Source organism: Methylobacterium sp. E-066 (genome assembly GCF_022829635.1).
Taxonomy (GTDB): domain Bacteria; phylum Pseudomonadota; class Alphaproteobacteria; order Rhizobiales; family Beijerinckiaceae; genus Methylobacterium.
Genome location: NZ_JAKSYO010000144.1, coordinates 1 through 14,917 on the forward strand (window position 1 = coordinate 1; position 14,917 = coordinate 14,917).

Here is a 14,917-nt window from a genome sequence, read left to right on the forward strand (position 1 = left end):
CGGGTCCCCTCTCCCGTGCGGGAGAGGGACAGGGTGAGGGATGCGCGTTTTCCGGAAAGACCTGGTCCCTCACCCCAACCCTCTCCCGCACGGGAGAGGGGGCGCGTGGCGGCTTTCGCAAGCCGAGGTGTGAACATCGTAGCTCTGCGGGGGAGGGAGAGCCGCGGTGTCTCCAGCGTATCCTGCCGGCCCCGATGTGTGAATCCGCTAGCCCGCACGGGAGAGGGGGACCCGCGTGTTCGGCGGGTCATGACAGGACCGTGGCTACGATCGAAGCCTCTGGAGCCGCGAAGGCTCCTCCCCGCGCGATGTCCGGAGTCTGCGGCTGCGGCCACCGGCTCGCAGCCGCTGCGGTGGCTATCGGTCTCATCCCCATCGCCTTCGCGAGTCGCGCGGTAAGCCGCATCGCCTTTGAACACGTCAAAGCGGCTCAATCGCTGCGCTGAAGCGTACAAGCGTGGCGGTTACATGCTTTCGGCGCGCTCCAGCCATGCCGGAACGCGAATGCCCCGGCCGGCATCCCTGCGGTACGAGGGGCCTCCTCCCAAGACGACCCCTTCGAGCCCGCTCGGCATCAGCTGCGGCGGGCTCTTTTTCGTTAAGCGTTTCGCCCTACGCCTGGCCGGTGTCCGCGATCCGACGCTCCGCCCGCCGTCAACGGACTTTGACGGCACGCTGTGACCGCACGCATGAACAGATTCCTGGCGATCGTTGCGACCCTGATCGTGTGTGCAACCCCGGCGCTGGCCGAGGGCGACTGGGCCGACCGGGGCTGCGAAGAGCCGCAGATGACGGGTTCGCTGCCGACCAAGCCGCTCGGTCCGACAACCCTGGGGATTGCCTCGAACAAGGTCGAGATGACGCCGCCCGAGGACAGCTGGCAGGAGCAGGCGCAGCAGAACGCGGAGCGCCGCCGGCGGGAGCGGGCCGAAGGATGCCCGATCGATTGACGGTCGATCGTCCCCGCATCCCGGACGCGTTCTGAGACCGTCTACCACTTTGCGTTGATCCGCCGAGCAATCACCGGCATTGTGGATTCGGACTCGGGCGGCCGGCGGCGACGCGCGCCGCGGGCGCCGGACCGCGAAGGGCTTTGCGACATGCGGCTACTGACGTTCGGCGCCTTGATGGCGCTCTCGGTCTCGCCGGAGGCGCTGGCCCAGGATCCGCGGGACGTGCCGGTCCAGCGCGATCTCAAGCGGATGGACCGGATCGACAAGCACCTCGGCCGCGATGGCGTCCGGCAGATCGATCCGAACGTCACGCCGGACAATCCCGACGGCGTCGTCGGCTTCGACGGGCCGCCCTTCAACGCCGGGGATCCCGGGGTAATCGACGGCGGTCCCCTGCCGCCCGGCTCGCCGGCGGATGCCGACGACGATTAGAGCCTGCTGTTTCGGACGCGCCCTGCGCTGGAGCCGTTCCCAATCGCGTCGCAATCGGGCTCGCCTCTAAGTCCTTGATAGGACGCGTTCGCTTGCGCCGAGCCGGTATCCCCTTCGGCGGCGAGCGCTCTAGGTAGAGGCGGCGCCCACGGCCACAGGCTCTTGAGGGGACCCACGATGGCACACGAGACACCCGACGCCGATCGCGCCGCCCGTGTGATCGCCGAGAACGTCTACGCGGCGTTCTGCAGGCGGGCGACGATGCCGAACCGCCCGTTGGAGGAGCAGACGATCCTGGCGCGGCTCGTCGAGGCGATCCGTCCCCAGATCGGCGGCGGCGCTCCGGGGGCGATCGTCGAGGCGGCCAATGCGGCGCTGTCCGCATGGGAGCAGCGCGATCCCGAGATTCGAGGGCCGCGCGTCGTCGCGGTGAGCCCGATCGATGCCGCGGTGACCGTCGGGTAGCGCTGGCGCCTCATCCCGGATGTCGGATCCGAAAACGCTTTGACGCTGCAGCCTCGTTTTCCGAGAGCCGGCAACCACCTTTCGGGATGATGCTTGCGCGGACGAGGCGCAGACGGTGGAGCGGTCGTGATCAGGGACCAGCATGCGTAAGGGGCGGTCGAAGTCTGGCTCATCGCAGCGTCCGCTGCCCGAGAGCCTGACGCAGCATCTCTCGGATCCGAAGATCAGGGTCCTCAGGACGCCGGACGGCCGGCGCCGGCCCTCGCGCGCGGCGGGAGCGGTCAGGAAGGTCTGCATCTCGCTCGTCACGCTGGCCGTCATCGTGCTGGCCGGGGGGCACCTCGTGCATGCGTGGTAGCCGATCCGCTCTCCCGGACGGGTACCCCTGTCGGGCTCCCTGCGTCCCGCCGGGGATCCCGGACGCGCGGCCTGCCGCGTCGAGCCCCGCACGGCAAAGGTCTAGCTGAACGCGCGCGGCTCCCTATGTCAGCCGCAAGGAGCCGTTCAACCCATGATCATGATTATCATCTGTTTCCTCGCGCCATGGCTCGCCATGTTCCTGCGCGGGAAGGTCTTCCAGGGCATTCTCTGCATCCTGCTCCACCTGACCATCATCGGCTGGATCCCGGCGACGATCTGGGCCCTGGTGGTCACGCGCCGGGAAACCGCCTGACACGCCACCCGCGATGAAGAGGAGGTGCTGATGCCGCCCAAGCTCACCAAGACGATCATCGGGGCGGTCATCGCCGTCGCCCTCGCGGCGGCCGTCTCCTACGGCGTCATCAGCCAGCAGACGGCCGACCAGATCCAGACCAAGGCGAACCAAACGCTCCAGACCGACCAGACCGCGCCCAGCCCGGCACCGCAGCAGCCCCAGCCGGCGCCGGAGGCGAACCCGCAGGCCCCCGCTCCGTCACCGCAGCCATCCGCGCCGCGGCCATAGCGCCACAGGGCGGAAGACGGGCTGCAGGCGAGGTACGCGCCGGCGGCTCCCCTCCCGGCCCGCGCACGGCGTTATTGGAGAGAGCTGGGTCCCGGAGACATCGAGCGTCCCGCTTCGAGCAGGGCTCGGATCTTGGCCGTCGCATGCGCGAGGATGTCGGGGCGCGCGTCGTCGTAGGACGTTTCCGTCAGGAAGCTTTGCAGGGCTTCCTCGATCCGGCCCTCGATCTCGTCCATCACGGTCAGGCCGTTCGGGCCTTCCCGACGCAGATAGGCGTCCGCGAGGGCCAGATAGGCCGCGCTGGCGAGCAGAAAGGCCACGCCGTTGGCCTCCTGAGCTTGATCGGAGCCCGGCTCGGTATCACCCGCCAGATCGTCCGAGAATTCATCGATCATCAATGCACGCTCTGCACGGAGCCCGTGCGGAGCATGTCTCAGTTACTGCGGCGCACACAGCTGCAAATACTGCGTATCGGCCTGACCATTTGGCTGATAATTCTATTCTAGATGTCGAAATTTCGCAGTAATGCGCCCCTTGGTTGTGATCAGGCTCAGGACGAGCCCGGGCCCCGCGCGCATACCGGGGTGTCGGCGGCCGCGGTGCGCTACACGATCCCGCTGCCGTCGTAGGGCCAGGGCCGATCCAGATGCGCCGCGACCGCCGCCGGTTCGTCGCCGACCGCACGCACGGCCTCGGTCACAGCCTCGACCGGCACCTGCAAGCGGCGCGCCCAGTACGCCGCCGAACTCGGATCCTCGACATTCACGCGCTTGGGCTCTTGGGACAGATCGGACATGGCAGCCTCCGGCGGGAGAACCGCCGGGAGGCCTGCCGGTTCAGTCGCGGCCGACGTGACCGATCGATCACGACCTCGGACGGCGCTTACCACCCGCCGTAGGACCGGCGCGGGCCGTCGTAGCCGCCGGGTCCCCGCTCATAGCCGCCGTATCCGCCGCCATAGCCGTATCCCGGGCGGCCGCCATAGGCTCCGCGGGGGCCGCCATAGCCCCACCCGCGATCGTTGGGACGGCAATGGCCCCACGGGTTCGGATGGAAGCCCGGGCCGCAGCCGCCGGCGACGCGCTCGATCAGCCCGTCGCCGCCGGGCAGGCCATAACCGAACGGCGCCGCCTGCGCCGCCGTGGCGGTGGCGAGCCCCGCCGCGAGCGATGCGGCTATCGCGAGGGTCTTGAAGCGCACCATGACACGACCTCCTGAAACCGTCGGCCCGCTTGGCCGGACCGGATGCCAGGAGAATGGAGCCGGCCCCCTGAACCCGTTCTGGTCGCCTCGTTCATCAACCTGATGGTGAACTGGACGCGGTCGGATCGCGATGTGGTTTGGGAAGGACGCAGAAAGACGGCGGGGCTCGCACCCCGCCGCAGGTCGATCCGATCGGATCCGTCGCGAGTCCAGGCTTGGACCTCAGGAGCCCAGCAGCATGCCGGCGGACCCGAGAAGGGTCATCAGCAGGCCGCCGACGAAGGCCCCGATCATCGCGTACGAGAAGGCTTTCAGCGCCATGCGGGGATGCCTGCGATCCGGATCAGCACCGATAGCCGCCGCTGGTCTGGCCGTACTGCTTCACGGGGCGCGTCTGCTGGTTGGCGTTGCCTTCCGCGGCCGAGCTCATCGGGCAGCTGTCGTAGATGGGCGCGTCGTGGACCCCGAGCCCCAGGGTACCGGTGGTCTCGACCTCATAGGGGGTGAAGCCGGTCCAGCGCGCACCGTTGGATGCCATGGCGGACGAGATCGGGGCGACGCCAAGGACAAGCGCGGTGACGGCAGCGGCGATACGGGTCTTCATGGGTGAAACTCAGCTCCTGCAAACTACAGACCGGTCGTTCGGGTCTGTTTCGTCTTGTGCAAGACTAAGATGGTGCATCCCGTCCCAGCGTGACGTGCCGCCCCGCACGCGGTGCGACGGATTAAATGGCGCCCTGCATTTGCGTGAGGTGGCGCAAGAGCGACGGGGGCGAACCGGCCAGAATCGGGAGGGGCATGAACCCAGGTCGGAAGTCCACGCGGTGCAGACCCTGTCGTTGTGTCTGGAGAGGCGTTGGCCCTTCGACCGGTGCGGTCCGACATCTCGGTGCGGTGAGGTCGGTCGTCCCCGTAGATCGGGGAGACGGCTCGGCGAGAGCACTTGGAAAAGCCAGTTGCGACGGCGGATGGCCGCTAAGCTGGCGGAGACGGAGGGATTCGAACCCTCGATACCCCTTTCGGGGTATGCTCATTTAGCAAACGAGTGCCTTCAGCCGCTCGGCCACGTCTCCGGCGCTCTGGCTCTAGAAGGTCGGATCGGGCGGGTCAACCCGATCCGGTGGGATGGCGGCGCGGCGGCGGCGTTCGTAGTGCTTGGCGATGCGCAGATGCCGCGACATGGCGTAGTTCATGGCCGTCAGGAAGCCGTAGGTGCCGCGCAGAAAGTGGCGCCGGCCGAGATAGGCCTTGAGGAAATTGCCCGGCAGCTCGACGAACACGCGCCAGCTCGGAATCACCACGCCCCGGGCTTCGAGGTCGTCGGCCTGCTGGTCGGAATAGCGGTTGAGCTTGTCCAGCTGGTCGCCCAGCGAGCGCACCGAGAAGTGATGGATGATCCCCCGGAGGCGGCCGGGCTTCACCCCGGGCTCCAGGGCGACGCGGTCGTGGACCGGGGAAGCGGAATAGCGCCCCCGGTCCTTGCGGTAGAGCCGTACCGGAGTCAGGGTATAGGCCCAGGGATGGGGTCGGCCCTCGCCGGGGAAGATTTCGGCGATGCCGATCCGCCAGGCCGGCCGGCTTGGCTCGCCCGACGCGAACAGGGCGCGGATCTCGGCGGCGAGGTCGGCGGGGACGACCTCGTCGGCGTCGAGGTTCAGGAGCCAGACGTGCCGGCACTGCTCCTCGGAAAAACGCTTCTGCGGGCCGTAGCCCGGCCAGGGATTGTGGATCACCCGGGCGCCGAGCGAAGCCGCGAGCGCCTGGGTGCCGTCCGTGGAGCCCGAATCGACCACCACGAGGTCGTCGGTCAGGTCGCGCACCGCCCGGATCGTCGCGCCGATCCGGTCCGCCTCGTTGCGGGCGATGATGAAGATCGACAGGGGCAGCGGCGCCGGGCCGGTCGCCCCAAGGCCCATCGGCGTTTCGGTCACGCCAGCCAGTCCGGCACCCGGTCGAGGGCGACGAGATCCTCAACGCTGACCCGCGGGCGCACCACGGCCGCTTGGTCGCCGCGCACCAGCACCTCCGGCACCAGGGCGCGGGTGTTGTAGGTGCCGGCCTGGACCGCCCCGTAGGCACCCGCGCTCATCACGGCGATCAGGTCGCCGGCCGTCACCGCCGGCATCTCGCGGTTGAGGGCGAGATAGTCGCCGGTCTCGCAGACTGGGCCGACCACGTCGGCGACGATGCGGGGCGTGTCCGGCCCCGGCTCGGCGACGGGGCGCAGGCCGTGATAGGCCTCGTACAGGGTCGGGCGGATCAGGTCGTTCATCGCGGCGTCGACGATCACGAAGGTGCGCCCCTCGGAGTGCTTCACGTACAGCACCCGGGTCACCAGGATCCCGGCATTGCCGGAGATCATCCGGCCGATCTCGAAGACCGGGCGCAGGCCGAGCGGCGCGAAATGCGGCCGCAGGGTCGCCGCCAGGGCGGCGGGATCGGGCGGCGGGGCGTTGTCGTCCCGGTACGGGATGCCGAGGCCGCCGCCGAAATCGATGTGGCGCAGGGGATGGCCGGCCGCCAGGAGCTGCCGGGCGAGGTCGGCAAGCAGCTTGGCCGCGCTGGCGAACGGCGCGAGGTCGGTGATCTGGCTGCCGATATGCATGTCGACGCCGTGGACCGCGAGCCCCGGCAGAGTCGCGGCGGCGGCGTAGACCGCGGGCGCCCGGGTGATCGGGATGCCGAACTTGTTCTCGTATTTGCCGGTGGAGATCTTGGCGTGGGTGCCGGCATCCACGTCCGGGTTGACCCGCACCGAGACCGGCGCGGTCAGGCCGAGGCTCACTGCGGTCTCCGAGAGCTGGGCCAGTTCCGGCTCGCTCTCGACGTTGAAGCAGAAAATGCCGGCCTGGAGCGCGGCCACCATCTCGTCCCGGGTCTTGCCGACCCCGGAGAAGACGATCTTGGCCGGATCGACGCCGGCCGCCAGCGCCCGGTGCAGTTCGCCGCCGGAGACGATGTCCATGCCGGCGCCCTGGGCCGCGAGGGTCCGCAGCACGGCCTGATTCGAGTTCGCCTTCATGGCGAAGCAGACCAGCGCGTCGTCGCCCGCGAAGGCCTCGGCGAACACGCGGTAGTGCCGCTCCAGGGTGGCGGTGCTGTAGCAGTAGAACGGCGTGCCGACCTCCGCGGCGAGGCCCGTCAGGTCGACGTCCTCGGCCTGCAGGCGGCCGTCGCGATAGTGGAAATGGTGCATCTCGGCCGTGTCTCTCCTGCACGCCGGAGCGCGGGGTGTTTCCCGTGAAACATCCCGGCCGCCTGCCGGCGGGGCGCCCATCGATGACGGACGCAGCGCGGCGCAGGCGCGGAGCGCGGCTCCGGCAAACGCCGTCTACAGCAGCGGATCGAGAATGAAAGGCTCCTTGGGGATCCGATAGCCGCGCTTCGCGCCGCGGCTGGTCTCGATCGGCGCCCCGGTGCCGCCCGGCGGAACCGCCGCGACGGAGAGCTCGTCCCCGGTCCGCACCCCCTCGGCCGTCGGCTCCTCCGCGCCGCCGCCGAGGCCGACCGAGACCGGCAGGGTCCGGCGGCCGTTGACCGAGTCGGATCCCGCCTGCGCGGTCGGGGTCGGCGCCGCGGTCTGAGGCGGCTCGAGGGCGCCCCGCCGTCCGCAGGCGGAGACCCCGAGGGCCACGAGGCCGGACACGGCGAGGAGCTTCAGGGCGGGAGACGACAACATCGCGCGCAGGTCCGACGGGCTCGGCGCCGGCGCTCGAGAGCCGGCGGGAGCGCTACCTTAGCCGTTGCCGGGCGTCGGCGCGAGCGCGCAGCCGCTACACGCTGCCAGGCTGTGCTCAGCCGCGTTGGTCCTTGGAGCCCTGCGCGCCCTGTTTGCCCTTGGCGGGGGCGTCCTGCTGCTGCTGAGCCTCGTAGGCGTCGATCGCCCGGCGGCAATTCTCGCTGAGCTTCTTCCAGTTCTTCTGGAAGCAGGCATCGGTGGCCGGATCGTCGGGGGCCAGGTTGCCGCAATAGGTCAGATAATCGCCGGTGCAGTATTTCTTCAGGGTCTCGTTGCCGCGCTTCGACTGCTGCGCCGCGGCCGGCAGCGTCAGGGCGGTGGCTGCCGCGACGGCGAGAAGGATTGGCTTCAGGCGCATGGGGATACGTACCATCTCTCGGAGTCAGGAATGTCGGGATCAATCCGGGTTGCGATGATGCCTTTGCATGGTCGAAACAAGGCAACCCGCGAACGTTTCTCGGTGGCGAACGGCCCACGCGGCCCGGTCAGACGTGCTCGGGCTGCGGCGCCGGGAATGCCGCTTTGGGCATCCGGTCCTGACCGGTCAGGGCGTCGGCGACCTCGGTGATCCGCCGGCGCAGATCGGCGTACTCCCCCTCGGTGCCGCCCTGGCGATCCGCGAGGGTTTGGGCCAGGGCCTCCTCGGCCGCCTTCAGGCTGGCGCGCAGAGCGTCGCGCTCCGCTGCCAGTGCGGCCGCATCCTCGCCCTGCGGCTGATCGGCCCTTCGGCCCTGCCGAACCGCCAGGAGGCTGTCGAGCAGGTCCGCATGCGCGTCTTCGAGGGCGCGCAGGGTGGCAAGGCTCGCTGTGCCGTCCTCGCGGGCGCTGGCCAGCTCGGTCTCGAGCTCCCGGGACTTGGCCTGCGCCTGCGCGATCTCGGCGTCCCGGGCGGCCACGTCCCGGGCGAGGGCGGCCGCCCGCATCGCGCCGGCGCCGATCGCCGCGAGGTCTTCGTGGCGCCTGGCCTGCACGGTCTCGACCCGGCGCTCCAGGCGCCGTTGCTGCACGGCGAATTGCGCGCGCAGAAAATCCCGCTCCGCCGCGATCTCGGCCGGCGACAGCGGCAGCCGTGCCTCGGCGCGTCGCCGCGCCAGGCGCGCCGCGCGCGCGTTGAGCGCCGGGAGCAGCAGCAGGCCGCACAGGCTCGCCGCCAAGAAACCCAGCGCGAAGATCATCACGGTTTCGATCACGAGGGAGCAGCCCGCGCATGCAGCCGGAAAACCCGGCCCGGTTTCAGTCTAACCCAGGACGGCCGCCGGGGCGAAATCAAGCTACGCTCATCAATCAGAACGGGTTCCAGGTCGCCTCCCGGGTGAACTTGAGATAGCCGACATTGATTCCCAGCCGCGCGCCGACGCCGCTGCGGATCGGGACCACGATGATGCGGTCGCTCACCACCGCGGTCATGCCGAAGCCGCCGACCAGATAGGCCGAGCCGTCGACGCCGCCGAAGCGCCGGAACAGCTCGCGCACGTTCGGCAGGTTGTAGACCAGCATCATGGTGCGCGCGCCGTCGCCGCCGACATCGAAGCCTACGGACGGACCCTGCCAGTAGACGTGCTTCTGACCGGCATTGCGGGTGTAGAGCGTCCCCTCGCCGTAGCGGACGCCGGCCACCACGGCGCCCCCGCCCTCCTGCCCGAGGATGTAGCCGTTCGGCTCGCCCCAGCGTCGCCCCGCCTCCTCGACGGTGAGCGCGAGGCCGCGGGAGACCGAGCCGAAAAACCGGTGGCCCGATTCCACGATCTCGCCCGGGCGGAAGGTCTCGGGCGTGTCCTGGTCCTCGCCGCGAGCCAAAGCCGGGCCGATCCCGGCGAGGCCCGCCAGCGGCGTGCCCAGCGCCAGGCCGAGGCCCGCGCGGAGCAGGTGGCGGCGGTGGGTGCCGCGCTCGTCTCGTGCCGTCATCGTTGCCTCCTCGCCCGGTTCGACTCTGCGTCGCCTTTTTCCGAAAGCCGGTGGCCACCTTTCGGGACGATGCTCTAACGGTTCCGCGATGGATCCTTGCCGCCACGCCCACGGGCCGGTCTCGGCCGCCGCCGCGACCGGGTTCACCCCGCGATCCGGGACGGCGCGGACCGCTCCGTCGGACCAGCTTCTGAGGAAAACCGCAAGATGTGGTTAACGCGCCCTGACGCCGCTCCGGCCCCCGGCTCGACGCGCGGGCCGGAGCGCGACTCCGCATCCGACGATGTTCATGCATCTTCGGCAGAGGAGAACGACGGCCAGGGGCACGCGCCTTTCCCTCCCCCCTCTGCGCTATCGGATTCACACATCCCCGGATGTGGCGCGGGTCCCCTCTCCCGTGCGGGAGAGGGACAGGGTGAGGGATGCGCGCTTTCCGGACAGACCTGGTCCCTCACCCCAACCCTCTCCCGCACGGGAGAGGGGGCGCGTGGCGGCTTTCGCGAGCCGATGTGTGAATATCGTAGGCCCTTTGCAGGGGAGGGTGGCCCGCGAAGCGGGTCGGGAGAGGGGAGCAACGCGTCCGAAAAAGTCGCGACAGGCGTGAAATCTGCCACCGTCGCGCTGCCCCTCTCCCGACCCCTGCTGACGCAGGGGCCACCCTCCCCCGCAGAGGGGGGAGGGAGTGCGCGTGTCATCTCCGGACCGGGCCGAGGCCGATCAGAAGCCCGATATGTGAATCCGCTCGGCCTCGCATCGGGGGCAACGGATCGCGGCGAGCGTACCCGTGACATCAAGAACCTGTGCCTCCGCCCGCGCGCATCGCGATCGGCGACCGCCTTGGCGCTCGCCGTACTCCTGATCACCGCCGGCGTCCCGGCGGCGGCCGGCCCGTCGGCGGCGACGATCGAGCTGCTGGCACTCGAGGGGTTCGACCCGGTCAGCTACTTCCTGAAGGAGGGACCGCAGGCGGGCGCCGCGCGGTTCGAGCTGTCCTGGGGCGGTAAGGTCTGGCGCTTCGCCAGCGGCGCCGACCGGGCCGCCTTCCGGGACAATCCGGAGGTCTACGCCCCGCGGCTCGGCGGCTTCGACGCCGCCGGCATCCTGGACGGGCGCCTGGTCGATGCCGACCCCCTGGTCTTCGCCGTGATCGGCGAGCGCCTCTACCTGTTCCGGGATGCGGAGCGGCGCGCCCGGTTCCTGGCCGAGCCAGAGCTGGTCCGGCGGGCGGAGGCGGCGTGGCCCGGCCTGCAGGGCCAATTGGATATGCCGATCAGGGATGCGCCGCGGTGAGGCGCGTCTCCGGCGCCCGGCCCTTTCCGCCGGGGACGGGGAGGGCGAGCCCGGCGGCGAGGTCCGGATCGCCCAGGGCCGCGAACGGCCCGTTGCGGTAACCGGCGTGGTAGCGTCCGTACAGGATCGGACCGCCGCCCGGGACGACCACGCAGCCGCCGGCCGCCGTCAGGATGTGATCGCCAGCGGCCGTGTCCCATTCCATGGTCGGTCCGCAGCGGATGTAGATATCCGCCTCGCCGGCGGCGATCAGCCCGAACTTGAGCGCGGATCCGGATTGGCGGGTCTCCGAGACGGGCAGCGCTGCGAGGCAGGTGGCGGTCTCGGGATCGCCGTGGCGCCGGCTCCCCAGGGCGACGAGGCCGCTGCGCGGCGCCGGGCGGGCCCGCACCGGCCGACCCGCGCCCGGCCGCCCCTCGATCACCGGGGCCTCGACGCTGGCCTGTCCCGCCCACCAGACCCGGCCGAGGCCGGGGGCGACGAGGGCGGCCGCCACCGGCCGCTCCCCCGCCACCAGGGCGATGTTGACCGAATAGTCCGGCGTCCCGGCCAGGAAGTCGCGGGTGCCGTCCAGGGGATCGACCAGGAAGAAGGTTTGGGCCGGCTGCGCCGCGAGGTCGGCGGCCTGCGCGCCCTCCTCGGCGATGATTGCGATTCCGGGAAAGCGCGCGGTGAGCGCGGCGACGATCAGCGCTTCGGCCTCGACATCGGCGTCGCTCGACGGCGAGCCGTCCGGCTTGAGGGCGTGCGGGCAGGGGCCGCGATGATAGCGCCGCAGGACCTGACCCGCGGCACAGGCGATCTCGGCGAGCGCCGCGGCGATCCGCTCGCGCTCAGGTCCCGAAAACATCGCCGCGCCGATCATTGTTGCCTCCCGCGCCCGCATGAATGCCCGAGCGGGTTGAGATTGTCGACGGTTTGGGGCGGGAAACGGTTCCGTTGCGTGGTCCTGCACGTGGGACAACCCGCCGCCGAACGGACCGATTCGACCCCGGTGTCGGCGATTCAGGCGCGATTTGCCTCTCACGGCCCGGCGTGAGCATCGTCGAACACCTCAGAACGACGCGTCGAAGAGAAAAACCGACCACGTGATCTCTTCTTAAGAAATAACTAAACCGGGAACCGATAGTTCTGTGCGGGATCAGGTAAAAAACTTGCGGTTGGGCAGCGATCTTTGTTACGCAGATCGAACAAGCTAGATCTGAGACACGTCATGACTCCCGGAAGACATTTCGCGCTGCCGATATATTTACTGATAATGTTCTGTATCGTTGGCGCGAATGCAGCAGAATTGGACCTCATCAAGGCTCAATATAAGAGGCCGACGGCGATTACATTCCCGAACGATGCGCCGTTCTCGCCGCAGACGGCGACCCTCGGCAAGATGCTGTTCTTCGATCCCCGGCTGAGCGGGAAGCAGAACCTCAGCTGCGCGAGCTGCCACAATCCGTCCTTCGGGTTCGAGGTTCCCGTCCCCGGGGCGATCGGGGCGGCCAACACGCCGCTCGCCCGCAAGGCACCGACCCTGCTGAACGCCGCCTGGATCCCGACGCTGTTCTGGGACGGGCGGGCGCCGAGCCTGGAGATGCAGGCGCTCGGACCGATCACGGCCGAGGCCGAGATGGACGGCAAGTTCACCGAGATCGTCGCGACCCTCACACGCATACCGGAATACCGAGCCTGGTTCGGCAAGCTGTTCCCGCGAGACGGTATCACCCAGGACAACCTCCTGACCGCGATCGCCACCTACGAGCGGACGGTCGTGGCGGAATGGGCGCCGTTCGACCGCTGGATCGAGGGCGACGCGACGGCGATCTCGCCGGCCGCGCAGCGCGGCTTCGCCCTGTTCACCGGCAAGACCGGTTGCTCGGGCTGCCATACCGGCTGGAACTTCACCGACAACAAGTTCCACGATCTCGGCATCCCGACGACGGATATCGGGCGCGGGACCTTCGAGCCCGACAACCCGCTGGCGCAATACGCGTTCAAGACGCCGGGGCTGCGCAACCTGACCTACCGGGCGCCGTTCGGACATGCCGGCCAGTTCGCCAATCTCGAGGAGATCGTCGCGTTCTACGAGACCGGCGGTCTCGATCGGCCGTCGAAATCGCCGCTGATGAAGCCGCTCAAACTGAGCCCGGAGGAGCGCGCGGACCTGATCGCCTTCCTGCGCTCGCTGACCGCGGAGCAGACCCGGACCGCCCTGCCGAATCTGCCGAACTAAAGTTTTGATTTTACATCATGTTTTCCAGGATCCGTCCCCGATCGCAGCGCGATCGGGGACGGCTCTCAGCGGGAAACCGGGAAGTCGCCATGTCCATCCGCTATAAGATCCTGCTCCCGCTCCTCGGCTTCCTGCTCCTCGCCGGGCTCCTGGCCGGGATCACCGGTCTCGTCGGCCTCGGCGCGGTCGGCGATCTGTCGCGGCTCGCCGAGCGCACCGCCGAGGCGGCCGAGACGAGCCGCGCCGCCCGCGACCAGTTCCACCGGGCCGAGGAGTTGGTCGCGCGGGTGAGCGCGATGACCGATCTCCTCGACATGGCGCCGATCCAGACGGAGTTCACCGGGGCGGGCGATCGATTGACGGTCCTGCTCGGGCGCCTGAAGGACATCGCCCTGTCCGAGTCGATGCAGGCCCTGGCGCGGAGCGCGGAAGCCGAGGCGCGGCAATGGCGCGGCGATGCCGAGATCCTGCTGGGCATCCGGCAGGCGCGGGAGATCCCGGTCCAGGAGCGGATGGCCCAGCAGAGCCGGCGTCTGCGGCAGCGGTTCGACGAAGCCGTGGCGCTCGCCGCCGCGGATGCCCGGGCTCAGATGCAGGCGACCCGCGAGGCCACGGCCTGGAAGATCTGGGCGATGCTCGGGCTCGGGGGCGGCGTGGTCCTCATCGGATCGATCACGGCGCTCTGGCTCGCCGGCAATCTGGCCCGGCCGCTGGTCCGGCTGACCGACGAGACCACCCGCCTGGCGAACGGCGACACGAGCGTCGCGCTGGCCGCCGCAAACCGCCGGGACGAGATCGGCGCCATCGCCCGCGCCGTCGTGGCGATCCGCGACACGTCGCGGGCGGAGGCCGCGCAGCAGGTCGAGGCCACCGAAGCCGCCCGCCTGCGCGAGGAGCAGGCCCGGCGCACGATGCTGCACGACCTCGCCGACCGGTTCGAGCGCTCGGTCGGCGGGATCGTCGCCCATGTGGCCGAGGCGGTGACCGGCCTGCAGGCCTCGTCCGGCACGATGCAGGCCGCGGTGGGCGGGACGGCCCTGCGTTCCACCAGCGCCGCGGAGGCCGCGCACCGGACCGCCGGAAACGTCAACGCCGTGGCGGCGGCGGCCGAGACCCTGGGCTCGACCGTGCAGGAGATCGGCCGGCAGGTCGCCCATGCCGCCGGAATGTCGTCCGCCGCCGTGGAGGCCGCTGCACGCACCGACGCGATCATGGCGGCCCTGTCCGCGGCCGCGGCCCGGATCGGCGACGTGGTCGGACTGGTCTCCACCATCGCGGGCCAGACCAACCTGCTGGCGCTCAACGCCACGATCGAGGCGGCCCGGGCCGGAGAGGCGGGGCGCGGCTTCGCCATCGTGGCGGCCGAGGTGAAGGAGCTGGCCGCGCAGACCGCCAAGGCCACCGACGAGATCGGCCAGCAGATCGGTGCCATCCAGGGGGCGACCAGCGGCGCCGCCGAGGCGATCCAGGACATCACGGCCCAGATCCACGCGCTGAGCGGCGTGACCACGCGCATCGCCAGCGCGGTCGACGGCCAGGGCGTCACCACGCGGGAGATCGTGCGCAGCATGTCCGAAGCCTCGGGCGGGACCGACAAGGTGACCGCCGACATCTCCGAGGTCGCCCGCTCGGCGGGCGATGCCGGCCATGCCGCCGAGGCCGTCGCGACCTCCGCCGACGATCTGGCCGTCCAATCCCGCGCCCTGCACACGGAGATCGACCAGTTCCTCCGGAACGTCCGGGCCGCCTGAGCGCGTCGCCGC

General features: G+C 70.1%; 19 protein-coding genes and 1 tRNA gene. 8 read left to right on the plus strand and 12 right to left on the minus strand.

The features are described from left to right. Positions 1-689 precede the first annotated feature (689 nt). The 5 genes from MKL20_RS20250 (at position 690) to MKL20_RS20270 (ending at position 2,793) form a co-directional block, all read left to right on the plus strand. The gene (locus tag MKL20_RS20250) at positions 690-950 is read left to right on the plus strand and encodes a hypothetical protein (RefSeq protein ID WP_244038185.1); all 261 of its coding nucleotides are present in this window, start codon (positions 690-692) and stop codon (positions 948-950) included. A gap of 150 nt (positions 951-1,100) precedes the next feature. Continuing rightward, a complete protein-coding gene (locus tag MKL20_RS20255) occupies positions 1,101-1,385 on the plus strand; it encodes a hypothetical protein (RefSeq protein WP_244038186.1) in 285 nt (94 codons plus the stop codon). A 177-nt stretch (positions 1,386-1,562) separates the two neighbouring features. Then, positions 1,563-1,850 carry a hypothetical protein gene (locus MKL20_RS20260; protein ID WP_244038187.1) on the plus strand — a complete coding sequence of 96 codons (288 nt, stop codon included), beginning with the start codon at positions 1,563-1,565 and terminating at the stop codon, positions 1,848-1,850. Between the two features lie 511 nt (positions 1,851-2,361). Next, the gene (locus MKL20_RS20265) at positions 2,362-2,523 is read left to right on the plus strand and encodes a YqaE/Pmp3 family membrane protein (RefSeq protein ID WP_244038188.1); all 162 of its coding nucleotides are present in this window, start codon (positions 2,362-2,364) and stop codon (positions 2,521-2,523) included. A 30-nt stretch (positions 2,524-2,553) separates the two neighbouring features. Next, positions 2,554-2,793: a hypothetical protein gene (locus tag MKL20_RS20270; protein WP_244038189.1), complete on the plus strand. Its 240-nt coding sequence runs from the start codon at positions 2,554-2,556 to the stop codon at positions 2,791-2,793. A 71-nt stretch (positions 2,794-2,864) separates the two neighbouring features. Here the strand turns inward: MKL20_RS20270 and MKL20_RS20275 are convergent, their stop codons facing one another. The 11 genes from MKL20_RS20275 to MKL20_RS20325 all read right to left on the minus strand — a co-directional run bounded on the left by MKL20_RS20275 (position 2,865) and on the right by MKL20_RS20325 (position 9,640). Next, on the minus strand, positions 2,865-3,188 hold the full coding sequence (locus tag MKL20_RS20275; RefSeq protein ID WP_244038190.1) for a hypothetical protein: 324 nt from the start codon (positions 3,186-3,188) through the stop codon (positions 2,865-2,867). 209 nt (positions 3,189-3,397) lie between these two features. Further along, positions 3,398-3,589 carry a DUF3606 domain-containing protein gene (locus MKL20_RS20280; RefSeq protein ID WP_244038191.1) on the minus strand — a complete coding sequence of 64 codons (192 nt, stop codon included), beginning with the start codon at positions 3,587-3,589 and terminating at the stop codon, positions 3,398-3,400. 86 nt (positions 3,590-3,675) lie between these two features. Then, positions 3,676-3,996 (minus strand): GCG_CRPN prefix-to-repeats domain-containing protein, encoded by a 321-nt coding sequence (locus tag MKL20_RS20285; RefSeq protein WP_244038192.1) that lies wholly within the window; start codon positions 3,994-3,996, stop codon positions 3,676-3,678. Between the two features lie 343 nt (positions 3,997-4,339). After that, on the minus strand, positions 4,340-4,600 hold the full coding sequence (locus MKL20_RS20290) for a hypothetical protein (RefSeq protein WP_244038193.1): 261 nt from the start codon (positions 4,598-4,600) through the stop codon (positions 4,340-4,342). Positions 4,601-4,977: 377 nt separating this feature from the next. Next, positions 4,978-5,069 (minus strand) — tRNA-Ser (locus MKL20_RS20295). 12 nt (positions 5,070-5,081) lie between these two features. Beyond that, positions 5,082-5,912, minus strand: a complete 831-nt coding sequence (locus MKL20_RS20300) for a glycosyltransferase family 2 protein (protein WP_244038215.1) — start codon at positions 5,910-5,912, stop codon at positions 5,082-5,084. Positions 5,913-5,923: 11 nt separating this feature from the next. Then, positions 5,924-7,192: a diaminopimelate decarboxylase gene (gene lysA, locus MKL20_RS20305; RefSeq protein WP_244038194.1), complete on the minus strand. Its 1,269-nt coding sequence runs from the start codon at positions 7,190-7,192 to the stop codon at positions 5,924-5,926. 135 nt (positions 7,193-7,327) lie between these two features. After that, positions 7,328-7,675: an LPS translocon maturation chaperone LptM gene (gene lptM / locus MKL20_RS20310; protein WP_244038195.1), complete on the minus strand. Its 348-nt coding sequence runs from the start codon at positions 7,673-7,675 to the stop codon at positions 7,328-7,330. A 115-nt stretch (positions 7,676-7,790) separates the two neighbouring features. Beyond that, positions 7,791-8,093: a 3',5'-cyclic-nucleotide phosphodiesterase gene (locus MKL20_RS20315; protein ID WP_244038196.1), complete on the minus strand. Its 303-nt coding sequence runs from the start codon at positions 8,091-8,093 to the stop codon at positions 7,791-7,793. Between the two features lie 127 nt (positions 8,094-8,220). Beyond that, complete coding sequence (locus MKL20_RS20320) at positions 8,221-8,910, minus strand: hypothetical protein (RefSeq protein ID WP_244038216.1); 690 nt, start codon at positions 8,908-8,910, stop codon at positions 8,221-8,223. Positions 8,911-9,019: 109 nt separating this feature from the next. Then, positions 9,020-9,640, minus strand: coding sequence for a DUF1134 domain-containing protein (locus tag MKL20_RS20325; protein WP_244038197.1), 621 nt, complete (start codon positions 9,638-9,640; stop codon positions 9,020-9,022). 837 nt (positions 9,641-10,477) lie between these two features. Between MKL20_RS20325 and MKL20_RS20330 the strand changes: the two genes are divergently transcribed. Beyond that, positions 10,478-10,930 carry a YHS domain-containing (seleno)protein gene (locus MKL20_RS20330; protein ID WP_244038198.1) on the plus strand — a complete coding sequence of 151 codons (453 nt, stop codon included), beginning with the start codon at positions 10,478-10,480 and terminating at the stop codon, positions 10,928-10,930. Here MKL20_RS20330 and MKL20_RS20335 read toward each other — a convergent pair. Beyond that, positions 10,911-11,795, minus strand: coding sequence for a 3'(2'),5'-bisphosphate nucleotidase CysQ (locus tag MKL20_RS20335; RefSeq protein WP_244038199.1), 885 nt, complete (start codon positions 11,793-11,795; stop codon positions 10,911-10,913). The two genes, MKL20_RS20330 and MKL20_RS20335, sit on opposite strands and share 20 nt — an antisense overlap. Positions 11,796-12,188: 393 nt before the next feature. Here MKL20_RS20335 and MKL20_RS20340 point away from each other — a divergent pair, with 393 nt between their 5' ends. Then, positions 12,189-13,154 (plus strand): cytochrome-c peroxidase, encoded by a 966-nt coding sequence (locus tag MKL20_RS20340; protein WP_244038200.1) that lies wholly within the window; start codon positions 12,189-12,191, stop codon positions 13,152-13,154. Positions 13,155-13,243: 89 nt separating this feature from the next. After that, positions 13,244-14,905 carry a methyl-accepting chemotaxis protein gene (locus MKL20_RS20345; protein WP_244038201.1) on the plus strand — a complete coding sequence of 554 codons (1,662 nt, stop codon included), beginning with the start codon at positions 13,244-13,246 and terminating at the stop codon, positions 14,903-14,905. The last annotated feature ends 12 nt before the right edge of the window (positions 14,906-14,917 follow it).